The 22,018-nt window shown below is 66.6% G+C and carries 18 protein-coding genes and 1 pseudogene; 8 read left to right on the forward strand and 11 right to left on the reverse strand.

What is annotated here, in order from left to right:
- Positions 1–72: 72 nt before the first annotated feature.
- Both ACCQ03_RS00615 and ACCQ03_RS00620 read right to left on the reverse strand, forming a co-directional pair.
- On the reverse strand, positions 73–1,179 hold the full coding sequence (locus tag ACCQ03_RS00615) for a type II toxin-antitoxin system RelE/ParE family toxin (RefSeq protein ID WP_209227421.1): 1,107 nt from the start codon (positions 1,177–1,179) through the stop codon (positions 73–75).
- Positions 1,166–1,372 carry a hypothetical protein gene (locus tag ACCQ03_RS00620; protein ID WP_029820588.1) on the reverse strand — a complete coding sequence of 69 codons (207 nt, stop codon included), beginning with the start codon at positions 1,370–1,372 and terminating at the stop codon, positions 1,166–1,168. Before ACCQ03_RS00620 ends, ACCQ03_RS00615 begins: the two co-directional genes overlap by 14 nt.
- A gap of 270 nt (positions 1,373–1,642) precedes the next feature.
- Between ACCQ03_RS00620 and ACCQ03_RS00625 the strand changes: the two genes are divergently transcribed.
- Entirely contained in the window at positions 1,643–2,170 is a 528-nt protein-coding gene (locus ACCQ03_RS00625) for a CcdC protein domain-containing protein (protein ID WP_041019583.1), read from the forward strand.
- Positions 2,171–2,192: 22 nt separating this feature from the next.
- On the opposite strand, the gene ACCQ03_RS00630 is transcribed toward ACCQ03_RS00625, so the two are convergent.
- The 3 genes and pseudogenes from ACCQ03_RS00630 to ACCQ03_RS00640 form a co-directional block, all read right to left on the reverse strand.
- Positions 2,193–3,458, reverse strand: a complete 1,266-nt coding sequence (locus ACCQ03_RS00630; RefSeq protein WP_057678985.1) for a phospholipase D-like domain-containing protein — start codon at positions 3,456–3,458, stop codon at positions 2,193–2,195.
- 123 nt (positions 3,459–3,581) lie between these two features.
- Complete coding sequence (locus tag ACCQ03_RS00635; protein WP_057678986.1) at positions 3,582–4,130, reverse strand: RNA 2'-phosphotransferase; 549 nt, start codon at positions 4,128–4,130, stop codon at positions 3,582–3,584.
- A gap of 157 nt (positions 4,131–4,287) precedes the next feature.
- Positions 4,288–5,126, reverse strand: a pseudogene (locus ACCQ03_RS00640) (SDR family oxidoreductase).
- Positions 5,127–5,226: 100 nt separating this feature from the next.
- Between ACCQ03_RS00640 and ACCQ03_RS00645 the strand changes: the two are divergent.
- The 3 genes from ACCQ03_RS00645 (at position 5,227) to ACCQ03_RS00655 (ending at position 8,270) form a co-directional block, all read left to right on the forward strand.
- The gene (locus ACCQ03_RS00645; RefSeq protein ID WP_057678988.1) at positions 5,227–6,129 is read left to right on the forward strand and encodes a LysR family transcriptional regulator; all 903 of its coding nucleotides are present in this window, start codon (positions 5,227–5,229) and stop codon (positions 6,127–6,129) included.
- 117 nt (positions 6,130–6,246) lie between these two features.
- On the forward strand, positions 6,247–6,795 hold the full coding sequence (locus ACCQ03_RS00650; RefSeq protein WP_057678995.1) for a YdeI/OmpD-associated family protein: 549 nt from the start codon (positions 6,247–6,249) through the stop codon (positions 6,793–6,795).
- Between the two features lie 113 nt (positions 6,796–6,908).
- Positions 6,909–8,270: an MFS transporter gene (locus ACCQ03_RS00655; RefSeq protein WP_011349150.1), complete on the forward strand. Its 1,362-nt coding sequence runs from the start codon at positions 6,909–6,911 to the stop codon at positions 8,268–8,270.
- A 277-nt stretch (positions 8,271–8,547) separates the two neighbouring features.
- Here ACCQ03_RS00655 and ACCQ03_RS00660 read toward each other — a convergent pair whose 3' ends face one another.
- The 5 genes from ACCQ03_RS00660 to ACCQ03_RS00680 all read right to left on the reverse strand — a co-directional run bounded on the left by ACCQ03_RS00660 (position 8,548) and on the right by ACCQ03_RS00680 (position 13,992).
- Positions 8,548–10,860 (reverse strand): FUSC family protein, encoded by a 2,313-nt coding sequence (locus tag ACCQ03_RS00660; RefSeq protein ID WP_150147259.1) that lies wholly within the window; start codon positions 10,858–10,860, stop codon positions 8,548–8,550.
- Positions 10,857–12,317, reverse strand: coding sequence for an efflux transporter outer membrane subunit (locus tag ACCQ03_RS00665; RefSeq protein WP_057678990.1), 1,461 nt, complete (start codon positions 12,315–12,317; stop codon positions 10,857–10,859). Before ACCQ03_RS00665 ends, ACCQ03_RS00660 begins: the two co-directional genes overlap by 4 nt.
- Positions 12,314–13,237 carry an efflux RND transporter periplasmic adaptor subunit gene (locus ACCQ03_RS00670; RefSeq protein ID WP_057678991.1) on the reverse strand — a complete coding sequence of 308 codons (924 nt, stop codon included), beginning with the start codon at positions 13,235–13,237 and terminating at the stop codon, positions 12,314–12,316. Before ACCQ03_RS00670 ends, ACCQ03_RS00665 begins: the two co-directional genes overlap by 4 nt.
- Positions 13,234–13,452: a DUF1656 domain-containing protein gene (locus ACCQ03_RS00675; RefSeq protein WP_016850515.1), complete on the reverse strand. Its 219-nt coding sequence runs from the start codon at positions 13,450–13,452 to the stop codon at positions 13,234–13,236. The genes ACCQ03_RS00670 and ACCQ03_RS00675 overlap by 4 nt, the downstream gene beginning before the upstream one ends.
- Before the next feature lie 87 nt (positions 13,453–13,539).
- Positions 13,540–13,992, reverse strand: a complete 453-nt coding sequence (locus ACCQ03_RS00680; protein WP_039574946.1) for a MarR family winged helix-turn-helix transcriptional regulator — start codon at positions 13,990–13,992, stop codon at positions 13,540–13,542.
- A 130-nt stretch (positions 13,993–14,122) separates the two neighbouring features.
- Here ACCQ03_RS00680 and folE point away from each other — a divergent pair, with 130 nt between their 5' ends.
- The 3 genes from folE to ACCQ03_RS00695 are packed head-to-tail and all read left to right on the forward strand — an operon-like array spanning position 14,123 to position 16,902.
- Positions 14,123–14,725: a GTP cyclohydrolase I FolE gene (gene folE, locus ACCQ03_RS00685; protein WP_017158364.1), complete on the forward strand. Its 603-nt coding sequence runs from the start codon at positions 14,123–14,125 to the stop codon at positions 14,723–14,725.
- Positions 14,726–14,744: 19 nt separating this feature from the next.
- Positions 14,745–16,214 carry a DUF3375 domain-containing protein gene (locus ACCQ03_RS00690; protein WP_057678992.1) on the forward strand — a complete coding sequence of 490 codons (1,470 nt, stop codon included), beginning with the start codon at positions 14,745–14,747 and terminating at the stop codon, positions 16,212–16,214.
- Complete coding sequence (locus ACCQ03_RS00695) at positions 16,201–16,902, forward strand: DUF4194 domain-containing protein (protein ID WP_057687132.1); 702 nt, start codon at positions 16,201–16,203, stop codon at positions 16,900–16,902. The genes ACCQ03_RS00690 and ACCQ03_RS00695 overlap by 14 nt, the downstream gene beginning before the upstream one ends.
- A gap of 388 nt (positions 16,903–17,290) precedes the next feature.
- Here the strand turns inward: ACCQ03_RS00695 and ACCQ03_RS00700 are convergent, their stop codons facing one another.
- Positions 17,291–17,842 carry a hypothetical protein gene (locus tag ACCQ03_RS00700; protein WP_372359851.1) on the reverse strand — a complete coding sequence of 184 codons (552 nt, stop codon included), beginning with the start codon at positions 17,840–17,842 and terminating at the stop codon, positions 17,291–17,293.
- 120 nt (positions 17,843–17,962) lie between these two features.
- On the opposite strand from ACCQ03_RS00700, the gene ACCQ03_RS00705 reads away from it, so the two are divergent.
- A complete protein-coding gene (locus ACCQ03_RS00705; protein WP_209227417.1) occupies positions 17,963–21,994 on the forward strand; it encodes an SbcC/MukB-like Walker B domain-containing protein in 4,032 nt (1,343 codons plus the stop codon).
- Positions 21,995–22,018: the final 24 nt, after the last annotated feature.

Below are 22,018 nucleotides of genomic sequence, written 5' to 3' on the forward strand. Positions count from 1 at the left end.
GATTTTCGGTAATGGTTTCTGCAGGACAGCCGGATTACTTGCAGTGCTGTGTGGCAGACACAGATCCACGCATCAGCGATACGGCCCCGGCCCACGCCAGACCGGTTCGCCCTGGCGGTAGACCTCCATCATGTTGATGACTTCGCGCGCGTCGCCGATGGACTTCAGTTCCGGCGAATCCGGGGGCAGCAGGCGGCATTTGCTGGAGCCGCGTTTGAGCGCGACATCCAGCGGGCAGATCATGCGTTGCTGGGTGCCGGGCAGGATGATGGCGATCTCCTGCATGCCTTGTTCTTTCCAGGCGCGCAGCTGGGTTTCGCTGCGCACGTCGTAATAGACCTGGAATCCGCCGATGTCCAGGCTGGGCTGGGCGTTGTTGCGGTCGTTGCGGCGGCCCTGGCTGATGGTGGGGGTATTGGCCATGCCGTCTTCGGCGCCGTCGGCGGGTTCGTCGAGCATGCCTGGCGGGCGGCCGGTCCAGGTGTCCGGGCGGCGCTGGGCAGATGCCGCCGGCGGTGCGGGCGGTTGCGGCGGGGTGGGCCGTTGCTGGCGACGCGGCTGGCGGCGTTCGACCAGGCTGCCCTGTGCGGTATCGCCCTGCGGCGGCACCGGATTTTTGGCTTGCTGCACCAGCGTGGACTGCACCGGCGAGGCCGCCGGTGGCGGCTGCACGGGCGTGGCTGTCGGAGGGACCGGGGTGGGCGAGGGCACCGGCTGATCGGGCTGGGAGGTGTCGCCGACAAAATCCACCTTGATGCGTCCGCCGCTGGCCGAGCCCTGCGGTGGCGTCATGGTGGGGGTGGAGGCCGACAGCAGGATCAGCAACATCAGCACGTGCAGCAGCGCGCTGATCAGCGCGGCAATCCACGGTTCGATGCGTTCGATCAGCGGTTCGGTGCGGGGCAGCCAGTCGCTGGCATCCAGATGGACGTGCAGCACCTGCAGGGCGCCGTCGCGTACGCGGTAGACCAGCACGTACGGGGTTTGCTTGACCACCCATTCGCGGGTGCCGGGCACGCGGCCAGCGCGACCACGGCCCGGTTGCTCGGCCAGGGTGCGCGTGGCGTCCAGCACCTGTCGCGCCATTGCGGCAGCGACGGTCGGGTTGAGCGCGTGGTAGTGATCCTGGGCGTGTGCAAGCTGCGTGGCGGCCGGGACGGTCCAGTCACGCCGTAACATCAACGCCCCATCTGGCGAACAGTGCGCTCACCTGTGCCGGAGCCGTCAACGCGCCCTGATCTGCAGCGGCAATGCCGTCCTGCACCGCGGCCTGGAAGCTGGCATCGGCCACGACGCGGACCACGTCACTCCATCCAGCCGTCTCGGGCAGCGTGTCGATCAGCATGTGGGCGTCTTGCTTGATGGCGGACATGGCACGGCGATGGGGGAGCACTGCGCAAGTCTACCCGGGCCGCTCCTGTTCGCGTGTGGCAGGCGCAGGCGCCGGCGTGCGGCGTTCACCGGCCAGGCGGCAAGCGCCTGCGCGGCAGCGGCCTGGGTGACGTACAGCCGTTACCGCAGGCTCGGTGCCAGGCGACCGGCGGGGCCGCCGCCTGCAGAAAGTGACACTTGGCACCTTGTTCGTGCCCGCGGCGGGTTTCATTCTGCGTGGGTCGCTTCACTCATCCGCAAAGGACTCGCCATGCCCGCCGCTGCCATCGCACCCCTGACGCCGTATCTCTCGATGGCCGCCATCGGCTACCTCTACTACCGCCGCATCCGGCGCAGCTTCGGCCGGCAGCAATGGAAGCCGGTGGCCACGGCGGTGCGCAGCGCGGTGCTGCTGATCGCACTGGCAGCACTGGCGTTCGCGGTGTACGGGTTGCCGCAGGTGCGGCTCGGCATTGCCGCAGGCGCGCTGGTGGGCATCGGCCTGGGTGCGCTGTCGCTGCGCTACACGCATGCCGAATGGGTGGAAGGCCAAGGCTGGTACACGCCCAATCCCTGGATCGGCGGCGGTTTGACGCTGGTGCTGCTGGGGCGCCTGGCCTGGCGCTGGGCCGATGGCGCGTTCACTGCCGGTGCGGCGGCGGCCGGTTCGCAGGCCAGCCCGCTGACCCTGGGAATTGCCGCCGCACTGGTGCTGTATTCGCTGGTGCACGTCAGCGGGCTGTGGTGGCGGCTGCGGCAGCTGCGCACTCGTGCAGTCCTGGCAAGGCCGGCGCTCTAGGCGCGGCCACCGGCACGCGCGCTCACACCTGCGAGCGGAACGGGAATACCAGTTTCTCGCCAAGCTTCTGCCGCAACGGCCGCGCGCGCCAGCGCTCCAGCGAATACTGCTCGGCACGTTGCAGATCGCGTTCGAACACCTCGGTCATGCGTGCGGCCAGCGTGCGGTCGTAGACGTTCAGGCTGGCCTCGTCGTTGAGGCGGAACGAGCGGATGTCGAAGTTGGTCGAGCCCACCGACACCAGCAGGCCGTCGATGATCAACAGCTTGGTGTGCAGCATGGTGGGCTGGTATTCGTGGATTTCGATGCCGGCCTGCAGCAGCGGCTCCCAGCTGGCCTTGGATGCCAACCGCACCGACACCGCATCGATATGCTTGCCGGGCAGCAGCACGCGAATGTGCACGCCGCGTGTGCGTGCTTGGAGCAGCGAGCGGGTGATCAGGGCGTCGGGTACGAAATACGCTGCCGCCAGGTCGATGGTGCTGCGTGCGGCGGCGATGGCGATCAGATACATCAGGTGCATGCTTTCGCTGCCGCCGGCCGGCGAGGCCACGAACAATTGCGCATCGCTGTCGCCGGCAGACTCCAGCGCCGGGTAATACTGCGCGCCGTTGACCACACGGCCGGTGGTCTTGATCCAGTTGTCGTTGAAGGCGGTCTGCACCTGCGCCACCACCGGGCCCTCAATGCGGTAATGGGTGTCGCGCCAATGGTCCGGGTCCTGCGCATCGCCCATCCACTGGTCGGCCACGCCGACCCCGCCGGTGAAGCCGATGCGGCCATCGATCACCAGCAACTTGCGGTGGGTGCGGTTATTGACGCGGTGCAGGTTGTACCAGGCCAGGGGGCGGTAGCGATGCACCTCCACACCGGCCTCGGTCATGGTGTCCACCAACGCATGGTCCATCTTCAGGCTGCCGCCCCAGTCGATGGTGACCCGCACCTCCACGCCCGCACGCGCGCGCTCGGACAAGGCGTCGCTGAACTCGCGGCCGATCTCGCCCGACCAATAGATATAGGTTTCGAAGGTGATGGTGTGCTGCGCGCTGCGGATGGCCTCGAGCATGGCCGGAAAGATCTCGCGGCCGTTATTGAGCACGTCGATCCTGTTGCCGGGCAGGATGGCCGGTCCCAGCAACACCGACATCTCGCGTTTGAACTGCGGATCGGCAACGTCGTACAGGTGCTTGGGGATGTGCTCGAGCTTTTTCTCCGGCGTGGCGAAGTTGAGCAGCAGCAGCCCTACCAGCAAGGTGACCGCCACGGCGGCCACGATGATCCATGTCATGCATCCCACTCCGAAGTCCCGCCACTGCGGGCGCAAGCGGCCGGCATTTTGGCAAGGCCGGTGGCATGGGGTTTGTGAAGGGGCAGCAGTGCAGCAGCTGGCGTGTACGCGATCTGCTGCTTGTCACTCCACCACATGCAAATAGGTAGGCGGTACATGCGGCGTCAGCCAGACGCCGTTGTCGGCCTGGTAAAACACCCAGCCGTCTTCGTGCATCTGCAGGCTGTGCACACACAGCACAGTGGGTACGCCATGACGTGCGCCGACCGTGGTGGCGGTCTTGGGATCAGCGGACAGATGCACATGATGGCGTTGCCCGGGCTGCAGGCCTTGGGCAAGGATCGCCTCGAGAAAGCGGGTCGCGGTGCCGTGGTACAGCATTGACGGCGGTGTGCGCGCCACATGCGTCAGGGCGACGGCCGCAGTGGAGTGGCCTTGGACTGCGCGGATTTGCCGACCATCGGCAGACAGCGCAAAGCGCTGCTTGTCGCTGCTGGAGACCACTGCACGGATCAGGCCTGCATCCAGCGCCGTCCCAGCGGCAGTGGCGGCAGTGATCAGGGCATCGATGTCGGCCCATCCTTCGCGATCCAGTGCCAGCCCGATGGACTGCGGCGCATGGCGAAGGACATAGCTGAGGAACTTGCTGGTTTCGGTGTGCAGCGAACGCATATGCAGTGCTGGGGTATGGTGCGTGGATGCGAGTCTACTGCCGCGCGCTGCGGCAGGGCGCACTCGCTGCACGATGCGCGACATGCGACATGCGACACGTGGCTGCGGGCGGCGCCCGCGCAGGCGCACATCCTCATCCACTTCCGCGTCTGCCGCATCACGGTGGCGGGCTGTCGGTCGACAGGGCAATGCCGCGTTGCGCCTCGAGTTCGGCCAAGCGGGCGCCCAGGGCCTGCCGGATGGAATGGTAGGCGCTGGCACCCATCACCAGGCGCCGCGGTGGCGGGGCGTGTTCGGTGCTGGCGATCATCGCGTCGACCATGCGTTGCGGGTCGCCCGCAATGACCCAGCTGCCATCGTCCAGTGCGCGGCTGAGCGCCCCGACCGGCGTGTCGGCGTAGTTGGCAGGGATGTCGGTACGCACCAAGGCGGCACCGAAATTGGTGCGGGCCGGGCCGGGCCGGGTTCGGCCAGGGTGAAGTGGATACCGAAGCCGGCCACTTCCTGCTGCACAGCCTCGACGAAGCCTTCGATGCCCCACTTGCTGGCGTGGTACAGGCTGAAGCCGGGATAGGCGATCTGCCCACCTTCCGATGACACCTGCACCACGTGCCCGCCGCCCTGCTGGCGCAGCCGCGGCAACACTGCCTGGATCAATGCGATGGAGCCGATGAGGTTGGTGTCGATGATCGCGCGGACCTGCGCCTCGGTGGCGGCCTCGGCCGCGCCCAACGTGCCGTATCCTGCATTGCTGACCACCACATCGATGCGGCCCAGTGCTGCGAATGCCTGCGCCATCGCTGCGTGCACGGCTGCAAAGTCGCGTACGTCCAGCTGCAGCACCGTCGCTGCATCGCCATACCGGGCCTGCAGATCGGCCAGCGCCTGTGGTGTGCGGACGGTGGCAACGATCCGATCGCCGCGCGCCAGCACGGTCTCTGCCAGCAGGCGGCCGAAGCCGGACGATGCGCCGGTGATGAGCCAGGTCTTGGACATGGGAGTGGCCTTGTTCGCTGAAGGAAGGCGCACTCTAGGAAACGGGCATTGCTGGGTCTATGCCATAAAATTCGAATGACTTGATGCGGTTTTGCCACCAATGTCCAAGCCCAGCTTCAACGATCTGGTCGCCTTCACTGCGGTGGCCACGCACCGCAGCTTTCGGCGCGCCGCCGCCGAGGTGGGCTTGGCGCCGTCCTCGCTCAGCCATGTGATCAGCGCACTGGAGCGCAATCTCGGCGTGCGCCTGTTGCACCGAACCACCCGCAGCGTGTCGTTGACCGAAGCCGGCGAGCGCCTGTACGCAAGGCTGGTGCCGGCGCTGCAGGAGATGGACCACGCGTTGCTGGCGCTGGACGATTTCCGTGGCGGGCCCACCGGCACGGTACGCATCAACGCACCGGAAGTGGTGGTGCAGGTATTGCTGCAGCAGGTGGTGCCGCACGTGCTGGCGCGCCACCCGGCGCTATCGGTGGATCTGGTGAGCGAAGGCCGGCTGGTGGATATCGTGGCTGCAGGATGCGATGCCGGCATTCGCTTCAGCGAGTCGGTGCCGCAGGACATGGTGGCGGTACCGTTCGGTGGGCCCACGCGTTTCCTCGCCGTCGCGGCGCCGGCCTATCTCGCGCGCGCCGGGATTCCACCAACGCCCGATGCCTTGCACCGGCATGCCTGTATCCGCCATCGCATGCCCAGCGGCAGGCTGTACCACTGGGAGTTCGAGCGCCGTGGCGAGGAAGTGGTGATCGATGTGCCCGGGCGGCTCACCCTGGACCAGATCGCGCCGATGCGCGAGGCGGCCGAAGCCGGTCTGGGCATCGCCTACGTGCCCGAGTATGCGGTCAGCGTGGCCCTGCAACGCGGCACGTTGGTGCCTGTGCTGGAAGCATGGTGTCCGACCATTCCGGGGCTGGTGCTGTACTACCCGGGGCATCGGCATCTTCCGCCGGGTCTGCGCGCCTTTATCGAGACGCTCAAGGAGCTGCTGCCGCAGCACGGCTGAAGCGCACGGCACGGCTTACGACCATGGCGCTGCCTGCGCTACCTGCGCGATCACGCGTGCGCCAACGCGCGGCAGCCAACGGCAGAGCGCGGGTGTGTGCAGTGCTATGGTTCGCGCATGCGTGCGGCCGCCGCCATCCGGTTCACTGCCACCTTGCTGCAACCGGCAACCCCGGCCGATGCCACCTGGCTGTTTCTGCTACTGCCTGCAGCAGCGAGCGACGCGTTGCCCACGCGCAGCATGGCGAGCGTCACCGGCACGCTGGCCGGGCACCCACTGCAGGCGACGCTGCAGCCGGACGGGCGGGGCGGGCACTGGCTGACGATCGAACGTGCCCTGCAGCAGGCAGCCGGTGTTGCCGCCGGCCAGACGGTGGCGCTCGTGTTGACGCCGGTTGCCGAAGAGCCCGAGCCGGTCGTGCCGGACGATCTGCACGCAGCGCTAGCCGCGCATCCGGCCGCGCGTGCGACCTGGAACGACATCACCGCGGTGGCGCGGCGCGATTGGATCTTCTGGGTCGTGTCCGGCAAACAGGCCCAGACGCGGGGCAAGCGCATCGCCACCGCTTGCGCCATGCTGGCTTCGGGCAAGCGACGTGCGTGCTGTTTCGATCGCTCCGGCAAGTACAGCCACGCGCTGGCGGCACCCACGCCAAAAGCGGGCTGAAGCAGGCGGTCAGGTGGGCGATTTGCCGCCACCCATAAGCCAAAATGCTTACATGCGTCACACAAGCGCGCACCTATACTCCGGGGCTGTCCCACCGAAGAGGTTCTGACCGCATGAGCGCACCCCCATCGTCTCCGATCGCTGCCGGTTCTGGCACGGCTGCCGGCAGCCTTCGCCGCTCGGTGTCCAACACGCTCAAGGGCTCGGCCGGCAACCTCGTCGAGTGGTACGACGTCTACGTCTATTCGGTGTTCGCCACCTACTTCGAGTCGCAGTTCTTTTCCAAGGAAGACAAGAACGCCACCATGTTCGTGTGGGCGATCTTTGCGATGACGTTCTTGATGCGCCCGATTGGCGCCTGGTATTTCGGCCGCTTCGCCGACCGTTATGGCCGCCGGCTGGCATTGACCATTTCGGTGTCGGTGATGGCGCTGTGCTCGTTCGTCATTGCGATCACGCCCACGGTGGCCACGATCGGCATCGCTGCGCCGATCATCTTGTTGGTGGCGCGCCTGCTGCAGGGCTTTGCGACCGGTGGCGAATACGGCACCAGCGCCACGTACATGTCCGAGGCGGCGATTCCCGGCCGGCGCGGCTTCCTGTCGTCGTTCCATTACGTGACGCTGGTGGGCGGGCACGTGCTGGCACAGACCACCTTGCTGATCATGTTGCATTTCTTCGATGCCTCGCAGGTCTCCGAATGGGGCTGGCGCGTGGCGTTCGGGCTGGGTGGCATCGGCGCGTTGGTGGTGTTCTGGCTGCGCCGCACGATGGACGAGTCGCTGAGCTCCGAATCCATCGCCGATTCGCGGACCGGCAAGGCCAAGGCTTCCGGTTCGATGCGCGAATTGTTCGTCAATCAGTGGCGCCCGCTGCTGTTGTGCTTCCTGATCACCGCCGGCGGTACGATCGCGTTCTACACCTATTCGGTCACCGGGCCGAAGATGATCCAGACCGCGTTCGCCGGTGGCGACGTGATGGCCGGCACCATCATCAACCTGGTGGCCCTGACCGTGCTGATGCTGATGCAGCCGGTCGGCGGCTGGTTGTCGGACATCGTCGGGCGCAAGACCTTGCTGGTGTTCTTCGGCATCGGCGGCGTGCTCTACACCTGGTTCCTGGTGATGGAACTGCCCAAGCAGACCGATTGGCTGACCGCGTTCGCGATCCTCACCGTGGGCTTTGTGATCCTGACCGGCTACACCTCGATCAATGCAGTGGTGAAGGCGGAATTGTTCCCCACCCACGTGCGCGCGCTGGGTGTCGGCCTTGGCTACGCGTTGGCCAATTCGGCCTTCGGCGGAACCGCGCCGTTGCTGTACCAGGCCTCGTTGAAGACCAACCATGTGACCGAGTTCGTGATCTATGCGACGGCGGTGATCGCGGTGTCGTTGGTGGTCTACATGTTCTTCCTGACCAACAAGGGCAGCAACTGGCTGGACGACGAAGCAGCGATGCATCAGCGCAAGCGGTGATGCGTGCGCGCGGGCAGAGCCCTTCCCTTCTCCCTGCGGGACATTGTCCCCCTTCATGGGGGAGAAGGTGCCCCGAAGGGGCGGATGAGGGGCGCCTCAGGTGATTGGCATACCGAGCGTGGTAAACGCGTCGCCACGCGCCGCCAAAGTGAAGCATCGATGCTGCGGTCGTGCATTGGTAGCCAAACCCTCAGCTCAACCCCCGCTCCGCGCCCCGGTCCGCACTAGCAGCGCGGGCGCTGCAAGACACGCGCGCCAATGGCGCGCAAGCAGTGCCTTATCGTCCCGGCGGGAGAGGGGCTAACGCGGGCGGCTGTTCTGCGCCGTCCTGATGCTGCGCTGTTGTCTTCGCAAACATGCTGTAACGCAGCCCAACCAACCCCAACAACGCTTCATCGCGATGCGCGCCTGCCGGCACCTTGCCCACGCGCGTCAGTGATGCATCCAGACGGTCACGCAAAGAGTCGGGACCCGGCAACGGACGCTTCCGTGCAACCTGCTGCCGGTAGTACGCGGCCACATCGCGCAAAATCGCGTCCACCGCATCGCGACTGGACGCCGGCAAGCCATGCCGTGCACGGCGCAGCTGCAGGATGTTCAAGCCCACGCGCACTTCGTTGAGCATATCCACCGAAGCCAGGTCGCTACCTTCCGGCGTCAACGCCAGCCGTGGCGCAAGCAGACCAAGCAGATCCAGCATGCGTGCGGCAAAGTGCTGGCGATCCTGCGCACCGTGTCCGTCGGCGGCATCGGCCAGCGTGCGCCAGCCCTGGCGCACCAGCCGGCGCGCGCTCCATTCGGCACCGACCGAACGAAACAGACGCGTGAGCACCACGGCAAACCCGATCCCCAGCACCATCGCCACTGCCGCATTGACAAAGCTCTGCAGGTTGGCGCTGTAGGTGTTCTGCAGGCTCAGCAGCGCGGTGAGGTTCACCACCAGCGGCAAGGCGATCAGCATGCTCCTGGGGCGATGCAGCAGCGCCCCCAATGGCAGGAACACCGCCGCCAGCACCAACACCAGCATCGAAAAATCGTGGATGGCCGGGAAGATGCCGAACTGATAGATGCCGGCAACCACGCTGGCCACCACCGCCCAGGTCAGGAACGACAGCATGCTCGGCGCGGGGTCGTCTTGCGCGGCGAAAAACGCAGCAGTGACTGCGGCCATCATCGCGCCGTTGCCGCCACCTTCCCAGCCGATGCCGATCCACAGCACGCAATACGCCATCAGCGCGAAGCCGGCGCTCAGCGCGGAAAACGCGGCCATGCCGAAATCGATGTGGCGCGTGGCGTGTGCCGCAACCGGAGTGTCAGCAATCTCTGCAGACGGCTGGCCCGATGGTTGCGTCGATGCCCCAGGCGTTGACGAGGGCAACGCGCCGGCGTGCGGCGCCGCGTCGTCCCGCGCGGGCAAGGCCTGCTGCGCAGCGCGACGGCGCGAGAAGCCCAGGCGCTGCAGCAACGCGCCGGGCGTTGCCGAGTGCGCCGTGGCATCACGCGCTGCAGCGTCGGTTGGCATGGATGCAGCAGGCGCTGCAGCAGACAGCGTACGCAGCGCGCCGGGCGCGGTGCCTTGCACCAGCGCCTGCTGCAACGCGCGGCAGTCCTGCCACAGGTCGAGCAGCTCCTTGAGGCGCAGCAGCAGGCTGTCCAGCAGCAGGCGATCGATGTCCTGATCCACCACTGGGCGCACTGCCTCGATGCGCGCACGCAGTGCCTCAGCCTGACGGGCGGCATCGGCATCGGCACTGCCGGTGCCAGCGACATGATCCACCCACGCAGCGACATCCTCCAGCAATGTCGCTACCTCCGAGCCGGGCGCAGCATCGCCGCGCCGCAGGGCGTCCAGGCGGTCGGCAATCGACGACAGCACCGGCAACAGCATCAGCATGCGTGCGCGCAACTGTTCCAGCGCAGGCGCGGCGCCGGCATGGCGTGGGTCGTCGTGGCGCACGAAGGCAATCAAGGCCTCGAACTGCACCAGATCGGCCGCCAGCCGATTGCGCGGCGCCTGCGACGGGCCGCGCTGCAGCACCTGGCGGCACCACTGGGCCGCATCCTGCATCCAGTTGCCGATCCGCGCGGTCACCATCGGTTTGACCGAGGCCGGGAACAGCAGCGACGCGAACAGCACCGCCATCACCGTGCCCAGGATGATCTCTTCGCTGCGGGCCACCACGGTGTCGAAGATGCCTTCCGGCGAGGTGACCGCCGGGAAGCCGATGAAGGCGGTGGTGTAGCCGGCCAGCAGGAATGCATAGCCGCGCGGGCCGCGATTGAGCAGCGCCAGGAACAGGCAGGCCGAGAGCCACAGTGCCATCGCCGCGCTCAGCAGCAACGGCGTTTCCACCAGATTCGGCAGCATCACCAAGGTGGCCACACCGGCCAGCAAGGTGCCGAGCACGCGGTACACGCCCTTGGCACGGGTGGGGCCGAGCAGCGGTTGCGAAACGATGTAGACCGTGGCCATTGCCCAGTACGGTCGCGACAGATTGCCGGCAAGCGCGACATACAGCGCCGCGATCGAGGCGGCAAAGGTCTTGGCCGAAAACAGCCAGGCCTGGCGATCGCGCAACAACGGGCTCATCGTGCAGCGGTCGCGTCGGTGCGCCCGGCGTCGGCCTCCCAACCGCCGCCCAGCGCCAGAAACAGCTGGATCTGGTCCTGCGACACCTGGGCCTGTGCGTTGGCCAGGGTCATGTCGGCGCTGGCCAGGGTGCGCTCGGCGTCCAGGCTGGACAGGTACGGCGTGCGTCCGCCCTGATACAGGCGCCGGTTTTGCGAGGACGCCAGCTCGGCCTGTTGCTGCGCCTGTTCCAGCAGATGCAGGCGGTCCAGATCCTGCGCATAGCGCGACAAGGTGGTCTGCACTTCGCGCAGGGCCTGCAGCACGGTGTTGTCGAACTGCGCCAGCGCCGCGTCGGCACCGGCTTCGGTGGCGCGCACCCGCGCACGCGCACCGCTGGAGGGCAGCGTCCAGGAAATCAGCGGACCCAACGACCACGCGTGCGTGGCCGGCTCGCCGAAATCCGCCAGCAGGCCGGTGGCGCCGATCGAACCACCCAGGCGGATGTCCGGGTACAACTCGGCAGTGGCCACGCCGATGCGTGCGGTGGCAGCGGCGAGCCGGCGCTCGGCCTGGCGCACATCCGGACGGCGCGCCAGCAGCGCGCGGCCATCGCCGATCGGGATCGGCTGCTGCACTGCCGGCGCGTGCGCGCAGCTGTCCACGCCGGCCGGCACCTGGCCGGGCGTCTTGCCGAGCAGCGCGGCCAGTTGGTAACCGGCGGCCTGGCGGCGCGCGCGTAGCGGCGGCAGCGCCGCTTCCAGCATCGCGACCTGTGCGGTGGCGCGCGCCAGGTCCGGTGGCGTACCGCGACCGGCCGCGATCAGGCGCTGGGTGATCTGGCGGCTGTGTTGCTGCAACTGCAGCGAATGCTCGGCCACCTGCAGCTCATGGTTGGCGTGGCAAATCTCCACGTAGCTGCCGGCCACCTGCGCGGCCACGCTGACGCGCGCCAGATCGATCGCCGCTTGCGCCACTTGGGTATCGGCATGTGCGGCTTCGGCGCCGCGTTGCAGCTTGCCGAACAGATCGAACTGGTACGACACGCCGAACTTGCCATCGGCCAGGTTGAACACCGGCAGCTTTTCTTCCTGCAAAAACGCCTCAGCCGACACCTGCGCGCGGCTGACGCCGGCTTCCACCTCGTAATCGAAACCGCCGGCATCCATGGCCTGTTCGTAGAGCGCAGCGGCGCGGCGCAGATTGGCACCGGCGACCTTGAGCTCGATGTTGTCGCGCAGGGCCTGCTCGATCAGGCCATCCAGCACCGGGTCCTGATACAGCGCCCACCAGCGCGCCGGCAACGCGGCGCCGGGTCGTACCTGGTCGTTGCCGGTATCGAGAAATGCGGCATTGGCGGCCGGCCGCCGGTACGCCGCATCGTCGGGCACGGCGTAGTTCGGGCCGACCGTGCTGCAGGCACCGAGCATGCTCAGCAGTGCGGCCAATCCCAGCGGACGCAACATCGCGCGGTTCATGGCGCCGCCTTGGCCTGCACACGGGCAGGCGCGGTCACCGGGGTTGCGTGCGTTGTGTCGGGCAGGATGCTCACCGTGGCAGTGCGCCCTGCGATCAACTGCACATGCGCAGGCACGTGGTCCAGCACGATGCGCACCGGAATGCGCTGCGCCAGCCGCACCCAGTCGAACGCAGGCGTGACATTGGGCAATGCGCCGGCGCTGCCGCTGCGGTAACGGTCTTCGATACCGGCGGCGATGCTCTGCACATGCCCATGCAGCGTGAGCGGCTCGCCCATCAGCTGCACGTCCACGCGCTGGCCGGGGTGCACGCCCTGCAGGCGGGTTTCTTCGAAGTAGCCATCGACACGGAACGAGCCGGTGTCCAGCACCGCCACCACCGGGCACCCGGCGGTGACGTAGTCGCCCACGCGCACGGTGCGGTCGCTGACGCGGCCCTCGGCCGGGCTGCGCACCTGGGTGCGGTCCAGGTTGAGCTGGGCCAGATCAACCGCCGATTGCGCGGTGGCCACTGCGGCCTGCGCCTTTTGTACGTTGGAGCGGCGCACTTCGGCATCTTCGGCGGCGACCAGATCCTGCAGGCTGCGGTCACGCGCGATCTCGCGGCGCAGCTGGGTCAGCGTGGCCTGGCGTTCGGCCAGTGCGGCGCGCGCCTGTTCCAGGGCGATTTCGTAGCGCGCGCGGTCCACCACCAACAGCAATTGCCCGCGCCTGACCGGCTGGTTGTCTGCCACGGCCACCGATTCCACCAGCCCGGAGACATCCGGCGCCACCTGCACCACATCGGCGCCCACGTGCGCATCGCGCGTCCACGGCGCCTGCATGTAATAACGCCACAGGTGCTGCAACACCAACGCGGCCACCATCACCATCGCCAGGGTCAGCAGTGCCGGCCCCGCGGTCTTGATTAGCTTTTTCACGATTGCATCCAACGGGTAAGGAAGAACAGGCCGCCCAGCAGTGCGATGTACAGCGCCAGGTTGAACAGCGCCGGGTGCCAGATGTAGCGGTAGGCGCCGGCGCGGGTCAGCAGCGCGGCGATGCCGCTGTTGAGCAGGTAGGCCAGCGTCATCAACGCCAGCAAGGTGGGTACGAACACACCGTAGAGACTGAATTCGCCGTACATCGGGCACATCCTGGAGAAGGAACCACAACGCCCGGCGCAGCGCGCAGAGCATCGGAAAAGGCACAACGGGCGTCGCGCGCGACGCCGGCAGCCGACTCAGTCGGCCTGGCTCAGCCGCGCATGCGCCTGCGCGATCTGCTCCCACAAGGTCAGCACCACCTGCACGTCGGCGTCGCTGAGTGCGCCGAATACCTGCGCACGCAGTGCATCCAGGCGGATCTCGATCTGGCCGACCAGCGCCTGGCCTGCATCGGTGAGCCAGAGCTGGTTGGCGCGGCGGTCGCTGCTGTCCGCCTGGCGGCGCAGCAGGCCCTGCGCGGCCAACTTGTCCAGCAAGCGCACCAGCGAGGGGCCTTCCATGCCCAGTTGCTGGGCCAGCGCCACCTGGCGGATGCCGCCGCCGGAGCGCCCGATCATCAGCAATGGTCCGGTGCAGGCGCTGGACAGGTCGAACTCGGCGAACGCCTGATCGGCCAGGCGTTGCCACTGACGGGCAGCCACCAACAGGCCGGAACTGAGCCGGGCGCGTGGAGAAAGAACAGGCTTCATAATAGATAGGATGCTATCAATTCATAAATGAATCAATAGTCACTGAATATTTGCAAGCTGGCGCAACCGCCACTGGGGCGGCCGGGCCGTCCTCAGGTACCATGCTCGCCCCTTTTGGGTGCATCCGCGCATGAGCCAGTCCAACCAGCCCGATTCCTCCGTCACCCAGACCCAGGCCGAAGAGGCCGTGCGCACCCTGTTGCGCTGGGCGGGCGAAGATCCCACGCGTGAGGGTCTGCTGGACACCCCGCGCCGGGTGGCCGAAGCCTACGGCGACTGGTTCAGCGGCTATCGCGAAGAACCGCGCGAATACCTGGAACGCACCTTCGAGGAAGTGGCCGGCTACGATGAGTTGATCGTGCTGCGCGACATTTCCTATGAAAGCCATTGCGAGCACCACATGGCGCCGATCATCGGCAAGGTGCACGTGGGCTATCTGCCGCGTGGCAAGGTCGTCGGCATCAGCAAGCTGGCGCGCGTGGTGGAAAGCTACGCGCGCCGCTTCCAGGTGCAGGAAAAGATGACCGCGCAGATCGCCCAATGCATCCAGGACGTGCTGCAGCCGCTTGGCGTGGGCGTGGTGGTGGAAGGCGCGCACGAGTGCATGACAACCCGCGGCATCCACAAGCGCGGCGTCAGCATGGTGACCTCCAAGATGCTGGGCAGCTTCCGCGAAGACGCGCGCACCCGCGCCGAATTCCTGCAGTTCATCGCCGTGGGCGGCAAGCGTTGAGGCAGTCGCGGCAGCGCCCATGAAGCACCAGGCACGTATCTCCGGCTACCGGCAACTGCGCGAGCAGCCGGTATGGAAACTGCTCGCCGCCGACCACGCCCCCGAACTGATCGGCCTGCTGCAGACGGTGCTGATGGATGGCGAACGCCGCCTGCCGTCGGCCGTGTTGCACGAGCGTTTGCAGCGCCAGCTCGACGCCTTGCGCGCCGACGAGCTGTCGCGCGAACTGCCGCGCACCGCACAGGCGTATCTGGCGCATTGGCTGGCACAGGGCTGGCTGGAACGCCGCCTGCCCGAAGGCGCAACCGAAGAAGAATACGAACTCTCGCGTGCCACGACCCAGGCCATCCGCTTCATCGCCGGCCTGCGCGAAAGCAGCAGCAGCGCCACCGAAAGCCGCCTGTCGTTAGTGATCCAGCAACTGGTGCAGCTGGCCGGGCAGACCGAAGCCGATCCGGAGCTCCGGCTGGCCGCGCTGCGCGACGAACGCGCGCGCATCGATGCCGAGATCGAACGCGTGGCTTCCGGCCGCGTGGCCGCGCTGGACGGCAAACGCGCGCTGGAACGCGCGCGCGACCTGATCCATCTCTCCGACGAGCTGGCCGAAGATTTCCATCGCGTGCGCGACGACTTCGAGCAGCTCAACCGCCAATTCCGCGAGCGCATCATCGACGACGAAGGCGCGCGCGGCGACGTGCTCGAACAATTGTTCGACGGCGTGGATGTGATTGCAGACAGCGAGGCCGGGCGCACCTTCGAGGCGTTCTGGAGTCTGCTCAACGACACCCAGCAAAGCAGCCAGCTCGACCAGGCGCTGGATGCGCTGCTTGCCCGTGGCTTTGCCCGCAAGCTCGATCGCCGCGAACGCGCCTTCCTGCGCGGGCTGACCGGCACGCTGCTGGAGCGCGGCGGCGAGGTGCACACGGTGATGCAGCATTTCGCGCGCAGCCTGCGCGGTTTCGTGCAAAGCCGTGGGTATCTGGAACAGCGCCGGCTCAATCAATTGCTCAAGCAGGCGCAGGGCGAAGCCCTGCAATTGCGCGAGAGCCTGCACGCCACCACCGCCACCGGCTATACGCAGGCGCTCAGCAGCAGCCGTCTGCGTTCGTTGTCGCAATGGCGGCTGCACGACCCGCGGCTTACCCAGGTCGATGGACGCGTACAGGCCGCCGATGCGGCCGAGATCTCGCTGGACAGCGTGGGCGACCTGGTCGCGCAGTCGGAGATCGATGTGCGCAGCCTGCGCCGCGACCTGCATGATCTGCTCGGCCAACGCCCGCGGCTGACGATCGGCGACGCCCTGCAACAACGCCCGGCCGTGCAGGGCCTGGGCAGCGTGATCGGCTACCTGTCGCTGGGCACGCGCCACGGCATGGTGATCGAAGGACAGATGGAAACGGTGCAATGGGAAGGCAGCGACGGCGCCGTGCGGCGCGCGCGCATTCCCTTGGTGTGGTTTACCCGGGAGAAACGCAATGAACTGGTCTGAGGACACCGGCCTGGACGCCGACGAGAGCACCGGGGCGGCGTCCATCGACGAGCGCATGCCGATGACCCACATCTCCAGTGCCGAGCCGCGCGGCGAACTGTTCTTGGGCGATACCGGCACGCTGCCGTTCGACGCGCGGCGCGCACTGTGCCAGTTGCTGGCAGGGCCCAGCATCGACGCGCAACGGCACGGCGCGCTGTGGCCGGCGTTATTGCGCAACGAGGTGGCGATCCGCCAGGTGCTGTGCGAGCTGTTTCTGGAGTTGGTGCTCGACCGCGAGGGCGGGGTGGCCTTCACCCGCCAGGCCGACACCGCCGAGCTGGAATCGCCCACCTTGCTACGCAGCGCGCCGCTGACGTTTATCGAGTCGGTGTTGCTGCTGTTCCTGCGCCAGCAACTGGCCGAGGCCGATACGCGCGGCGAGCGCGCGGTGGTGGACGAGGCGCAGTTGGTGGAGGCGTTGTCGGTCTACGAGAAGAACGTGTCCACCGATCGGGCGGGCTTCGCGCGGCGGGTGATGACGGCCATCGGCAAGATGCGCGACAACCAGTTGCTGTCGCGCTTGCGCGGCAGCGAGGAGCGCTATGAAGTGTCGCCGGTGTTGAAGCTGTTGTTCTCGGCAGAGGATGTGCAGGCGTTGGTGGTGGCGTATCGGGAGCTGCGTGAGGGGGAGGTTGCGTTGGATTGATGTCTCTTGCATCTCCCTTCTCCCCTCGGGACATTGTCCTCCTTCATGGGGGAGAAGGTGCCCGAAGGGCGGATGAGGGTGCGGTGTCAGGCGGTGTGTGGTGCGTGCTGAGTGATCTGGGTTTGCTTGGTCGCGGGGTAGAGCTTTCACGCCCTGTCGGGCGCGAGTCACTTTTCTTTGCTTGTGCAAAGAAAAGTAACCAAAAGAAAGCACACCCCGTCCTCGCGCCCTACGCGCCTTCGGCGCTGCGGGTGCGCAAGTCCGGCAGAAATTTTTGTAAGGGACATCCCTGTCCCTTACAAAAACGTCGCGCATCCATGCGCGCCGCCCTGCGGGTTGTATCTGCCGGCCTTGCCGCTGCGGTATGGGGCCGCGAAGTGCAAACTGCTTACGCAACAGCAACAGCAACAGCAACAGCAACAGCAACAGCAACAGCAACAGCAACAGCAACAGCAACAGCAACAGCAACAGCAACAGCAACAGCAACAGCAACAGCAACAGCAACAGCAACAACAACAACAGCAGCAACAACAGCAGCAACAGCAACAGCAACAGCAACAGCAACAGCAACAGCAACAGCAACAGCAACAGCAACAGCAACAGCAACAGCAAGGGTCTGCATCAGCAACACGATGTTGAAAGCAGCAAAGCAGCAAAGCAGCAAAGCAGCAAAGCAGCAAAGCAGCAAAGCAGCAAAGCAGCAAAGCAGCAAAGCAGCAAAGCAGGGATGTCGTGATGCAGTGACTAGGAAGGAGTGATGGTGGTCGTGATCGGCCGATGTGGACAGGGTTAGTGCTGCAGGTGCTCGAAAACCCGTAGCTTTCGTCGCACTGGTGCGACCTCCACGCCAGCCGGTGCAAAGAACCTGCTTCTCTGTAGGAGCGACCCCGGTCGCGAAGCCGTCCACGCATTCCATCCGTTGCTCAAACTTGACCCGCATCACCGCATCACCGCATCACCGCATCACCGCATCACCGCATCACCGCACCCCAAAGAAAGCTTCACCGTTCGTAATGGTCTGTCCTTGGCGTCTCTGTCGTTCTGTTTTGGTGAGTGAGCAATGAATTCCCAGTCCAACCTGTCGCCGGCGTCGCCGGGTGCTTCCTTGTTTGCCGAGACGCTTGCCGAGCAACGTGCGCAGCAGTTCCGCATGCGCCGCTTGCAGGTGCACAACTGGGGCACCTTCAACGGGCTGACCGAAGTGCCGATTGCGGAAAAGGGCTTCCTGTTCGTTGGGCGTTCGGGTTCGGGCAAGTCCACCTTGCTGGATGCGATGTCGGCACTGCTGACGCCGCCGAGCATCGTCGACTTCAACGCCGCCGCGCGCGAAGCCGAGCGCAGCGGGCGCGATCGGAGTCTGGTGTCGTATGTACGCGGTGCGTGGGCCGATCAGCAGGACAGCGCGTCCGGCGAAATCGCCACCCAATACCTGCGCAAGGGCGCGACCTGGACCGCGCTGGTGCTGGAATACGCAAATGCGCACGGCGAGGCGGTGAGCCTGATCCGCTTGTTCTGGATCGCCGGCAGCGGTAACGCGGCAGCCGATGTGCGGCGGCACTACATGGTCGCGCCACGCCGTTTCGACGTGGCGACCGAGCTGGATGGCTTCGATCTGGACCTGCGCAAGCTCAAGGCGCGATTGGGTGAGGAAGTGGCGCATTTCGACGGCTTCGCCGGCTATGCCGAACGCTTCCGGCATGCGCTGGGCATCGGCAACGAGATGGCGCTGCGGCTGCTGCACAAGACCCAGTCGGCCAAGAACCTGGGCGATCTCAATGCGTTCCTGCGCGGCTTCATGCTGGATGAGCCGCGCACTTTCGAAGCGGCCGATCGGCTGGTGGAGGATTTTGCCGAACTCGATGGCGCCCACCATGCGGTGGTCACCGCGCGGCGCCAGGTGGAAACGCTGACCCCCGCGCGCGAGCACCATGCGGCGCTGATGGCGTTGCGCCACAGCGTTGGCGAGTTGCGCGAGCTGCAGTTGGGCGTGGACAGCTACCGCGAGCAGCAGCGGCTGGCCCTGCTGGATGAGCGCTTGCAGGAGCTCGATAACCAGGACCGTGGACTGGCCGGCGAAGAAGGCCAGCGCCGCGAATCGCTGGATAACCACGAACAAAAACTGGTTGGCTTGGAGCGCGAGCAGCGTGCTGCCGGTGGCGAGCAGATCGAGGAACTGGAACGCGAGCGTGCGCGTGTGGAGCGCGAGCGCGACGAACGCCTGCGTCGCCGTGCGCAGATCGAACAGGCCTGCCGCCAGCTCGGTACCGCCCTGGCGGCCGGCGCCAGCGGCTTTGCCGCACAGGTCGCGCATGCGCAAACCGTGCTGGATAACGGCAAGCACGACGCCAGCGCGCTGGACGAGGCGATCGCCGAGCGCATGGGCGCGCGGCGCGACGACGAACGCCGCTTTGCCGAGATCCGCGCCGAACTGGATGCGCTGAAGCGCGCGCCATCGAGCATGCCCGCACCGATGCAGACGCTGCGCGCGCGCTTGTGCGAAGACACCGGCATTGCCGAGGCTGCGCTGCCGTTCGTGGGCGAGCTGGTGCAGGTGCGCGAAGACCAATCGGCCTGGCGCGGCGCCATCGAGCGTGTGCTGCACGGCTTCGCGCAGTCGCTGCTGGTGGACGAGCGGCATTACGCGCAGGTCAGTGAATGGGTCAACCGCACCCATATCGGTACGCGCCTGGTGTACTTCCGTGTGCGCCGTAACGACGAGCTGCACTCGCGGCGGGTCGATCCCGGCGCGCTGCCCGGCAAGCTGCAATTGCGCGAGCACGCCTTTACCGAATGGTTGCGCAACGAGCTCACCCGCCGTTTCGACTACGCCTGCGTGGACAACGCCGCCGCACTGCGCAACGCCGACCGCGCGATCACCCGCGAGGGCCAGGTCAAGCACCCGGGCGATCGTTACGAAAAGGACGACCGCCACGCCGTCAACGACCGCAAGCGTTGGCTGCTCGGTCACGACAACCGCGACAAGCTCAAGGTGTTCGAGCGCGAAGCGCAGGCGCTGGCCCAGCGCATCGCCAGCTGCGATGCCGATGTCGCAGCGCTGCGCAAGCAGCGTGAGCAGGACCAGGAGCGCCAACTGGCTGCCCACACCCTGGTGGAGCGCGACTGGGACGAGATCGACGTCGGTCCCAAGCTGCAGCGCCTGAGCGATATCGATGAACAGTTAGTGCAGCTGCGCGAAGGCAACAGTGGCCTGCGCGCGCTCGGCCAGGCCATCGACACCGCACGCACCTTGCGCGACCAGGCCAAGCGCACTTATGAAGATGTGCGGCTGGAGCGCGCGCAACTGGCGCGCGAGCGCGTGCGGCTCGAACAGCAGCATGCCGCATGTGCGGGCCGCGCCGGCAGCGCTACGCTCACGCCCACCCAGTTGCAGGGCCTGCGGGAACGGCTCGCCGCCTTGACGCCGCTGTCGCTGGACAATCTGGAAGCGCATTTTCGCGTGGTCGAACGTGGCCTGGCCGAGCAGCTGGCCGACAGCCAGGGCCGCGACAGCCGGCTCAGCGCGCAGTTGCTGGAATGCTTCCGCAAGTATTGCCAGCAGTGGCCCGAAGACAGCGGCGATTTCACCGTGAGCCTTGCCAGCGCCGACGATTTCCTCGCGCGCCTGGACCGGCTGGAAAGCGATGGCCTGCCGCGGCACGAGCATCGTTTCTTCGATTTGTTGCAGACCCAGAGCAAGAACAACCTGCTGGCCTTGCAGCGCCACACCGCCGAGGCCCACAAGGGCATCAAGCAGCGCATGGACGAGGTCAACGCCAGCCTGGAGCAGGTGCCGTTCAACCGCGACACCATCCTGACCATCGAGGTCGGCGACCGCCGCCTGGCCGAAGTGCAGGAATTCCAGCAGCAGTTGCGCGCAGTGCTGTCGCATCAACAGACCGAAGACCGGGCCCTGGCCGAAGCGCAGTTTTCCACCTTGCGCGCGCTGGTGGCGCGCCTGGGCGCGCAGGAACCGGAGGCACGCCGCTGGCGCGAGCAGGTGCTGGACGTGCGCCTGCATGTGGAGTTCATCGGTGTGGAGCTGGACGCCCAGACCCGTGCGCAGGTGGAGATCTACCGCAGCGGCGCCGGCAAATCCGGCGGTCAGCGCCAGAAGCTGGCAACCACCTGCCTGGCGGCCGCGTTGCGTTACCAGCTCGGCGGCGAAGACGGCGAACTGCCGCGCTACTGCGCGGTGGTGCTGGATGAAGCCTTCGACAAGGCCGACAACGAATTCACTGCGCTTGCGATGAATATCTTCGAGAACTTCGGCTTCCAGATGGTGGTGGCCACGCCGTTGAAGTCGGTGATGACCTTGGAGCCCTTCATCGGCGGCGCGTGCTTTGTCGAAATCAGCGGCCGCCACAACTCCGGCGTGTTGCTGATCGAATACGACGAGCAGGCACAGCGATTGAAGCTGCCCGAGCGCGCGCGTGGCGATGAGCCGGCAGTTGCCGATGCCGTTGATGCTGCGCCGTCGATCGAGGCTGCGGGCGAGCCTGCAGGAGTGCAGGGCGCTGTCAGCGCAGATGGCATGGCAATTGACGGCGCCGCAGTGCCCACGGCATCGCCTGCCACCGATGAGACCTTGTCCGCGGCGCCGGAAACGCAGACCGGTCAGCGCACGCCGGCAGTCGCGACGGCGAACAAGCAGAACAGGAACGCCAAGACCGCCAAGACCGCATCTTCCACGCGCGCTGCGGCACAGTCGCAAGCAATGCAGACCAAGAAATCGACTTTGCGCACTCCAGCTTTGGCTAGCAAGGCGGCATCCGACAAACGCGCATCGGGTGCGTCGGCGGTGCCTTCGGCAGCTGCATCCAGGTCCAGCGTCGGCAAGACCACTCGGTCTTCGAAAACACCGGGCAAGCCGATTGCGGCCACAAACGCATCCAGCGCCACATCCGGGAAGGGCGCCACCGCCTCTGCGGCGGTGAAAACTGCCGCAGCCAAGCCACGTGCAACAGCTGCATCGACCGGGCAGCCAGTACGCGGTGCCGGCAAGACAAGCTCCAAGCGCGCGGCGACGACTGCTTCACCGGCCAAAACGCGCGGCGCCAAGCCAGGCACGGCGCAGTCGCGCGGCAAGCGCTGACCATCGGGCACGGGCGACGCCATC

The sequence above is a fragment of the Xanthomonas sp. NCPPB 3569 genome (genome assembly GCF_041475645.2).
In the GTDB taxonomy this organism is placed as follows: domain Bacteria; phylum Pseudomonadota; class Gammaproteobacteria; order Xanthomonadales; family Xanthomonadaceae; genus Xanthomonas; species Xanthomonas phaseoli.

Excerpts from the sequence above, each read along its gene's own strand:
- ACCQ03_RS00635 (WP_057678986.1), bottom strand. The coding sequence starts at position 4,130 with ATGCGTTCGCTGCACACCGAAACCAGCAAGTTCCTCAGCTATGTCCTT.
- ACCQ03_RS00615 (WP_209227421.1), bottom strand. The coding sequence starts at position 1,179 with ATGTTACGGCGTGACTGGACCGTCCCGGCCGCCACGCAGCTTGCACAC.
- ACCQ03_RS00650 (WP_057678995.1), top strand. The coding sequence starts at position 6,247 with ATGCGTGCGGCCGCCGCCATCCGGTTCACTGCCACCTTGCTGCAACCG.
- ACCQ03_RS00645 (WP_057678988.1), top strand. The coding sequence starts at position 5,227 with ATGTCCAAGCCCAGCTTCAACGATCTGGTCGCCTTCACTGCGGTGGCC.
- ACCQ03_RS00690 (WP_057678992.1), top strand. The coding sequence starts at position 14,745 with ATGAAGCACCAGGCACGTATCTCCGGCTACCGGCAACTGCGCGAGCAG.
- folE (WP_017158364.1), top strand. The coding sequence starts at position 14,123 with ATGAGCCAGTCCAACCAGCCCGATTCCTCCGTCACCCAGACCCAGGCC.
- ACCQ03_RS00660 (WP_150147259.1), bottom strand. The coding sequence starts at position 10,860 with ATGAGCCCGTTGTTGCGCGATCGCCAGGCCTGGCTGTTTTCGGCCAAG.
- ACCQ03_RS00705 (WP_209227417.1), top strand. The coding sequence starts at position 17,963 with ATGAATTCCCAGTCCAACCTGTCGCCGGCGTCGCCGGGTGCTTCCTTG.
- ACCQ03_RS00680 (WP_039574946.1), bottom strand. The coding sequence starts at position 13,992 with ATGAAGCCTGTTCTTTCTCCACGCGCCCGGCTCAGTTCCGGCCTGTTG.
- ACCQ03_RS00620 (WP_029820588.1), bottom strand. The coding sequence starts at position 1,372 with ATGTCCGCCATCAAGCAAGACGCCCACATGCTGATCGACACGCTGCCC.
- ACCQ03_RS00675 (WP_016850515.1), bottom strand. The coding sequence starts at position 13,452 with ATGTGCCCGATGTACGGCGAATTCAGTCTCTACGGTGTGTTCGTACCC.
- ACCQ03_RS00630 (WP_057678985.1), bottom strand. The coding sequence starts at position 3,458 with ATGACATGGATCATCGTGGCCGCCGTGGCGGTCACCTTGCTGGTAGGG.
- ACCQ03_RS00625 (WP_041019583.1), top strand. The coding sequence starts at position 1,643 with ATGCCCGCCGCTGCCATCGCACCCCTGACGCCGTATCTCTCGATGGCC.
- ACCQ03_RS00695 (WP_057687132.1), top strand. The coding sequence starts at position 16,201 with ATGAACTGGTCTGAGGACACCGGCCTGGACGCCGACGAGAGCACCGGG.
- ACCQ03_RS00665 (WP_057678990.1), bottom strand. The coding sequence starts at position 12,317 with ATGAACCGCGCGATGTTGCGTCCGCTGGGATTGGCCGCACTGCTGAGC.
- ACCQ03_RS00700 (WP_372359851.1), bottom strand. The coding sequence starts at position 17,842 with ATGCGGGTCAAGTTTGAGCAACGGATGGAATGCGTGGACGGCTTCGCG.
- ACCQ03_RS00655 (WP_011349150.1), top strand. The coding sequence starts at position 6,909 with ATGAGCGCACCCCCATCGTCTCCGATCGCTGCCGGTTCTGGCACGGCT.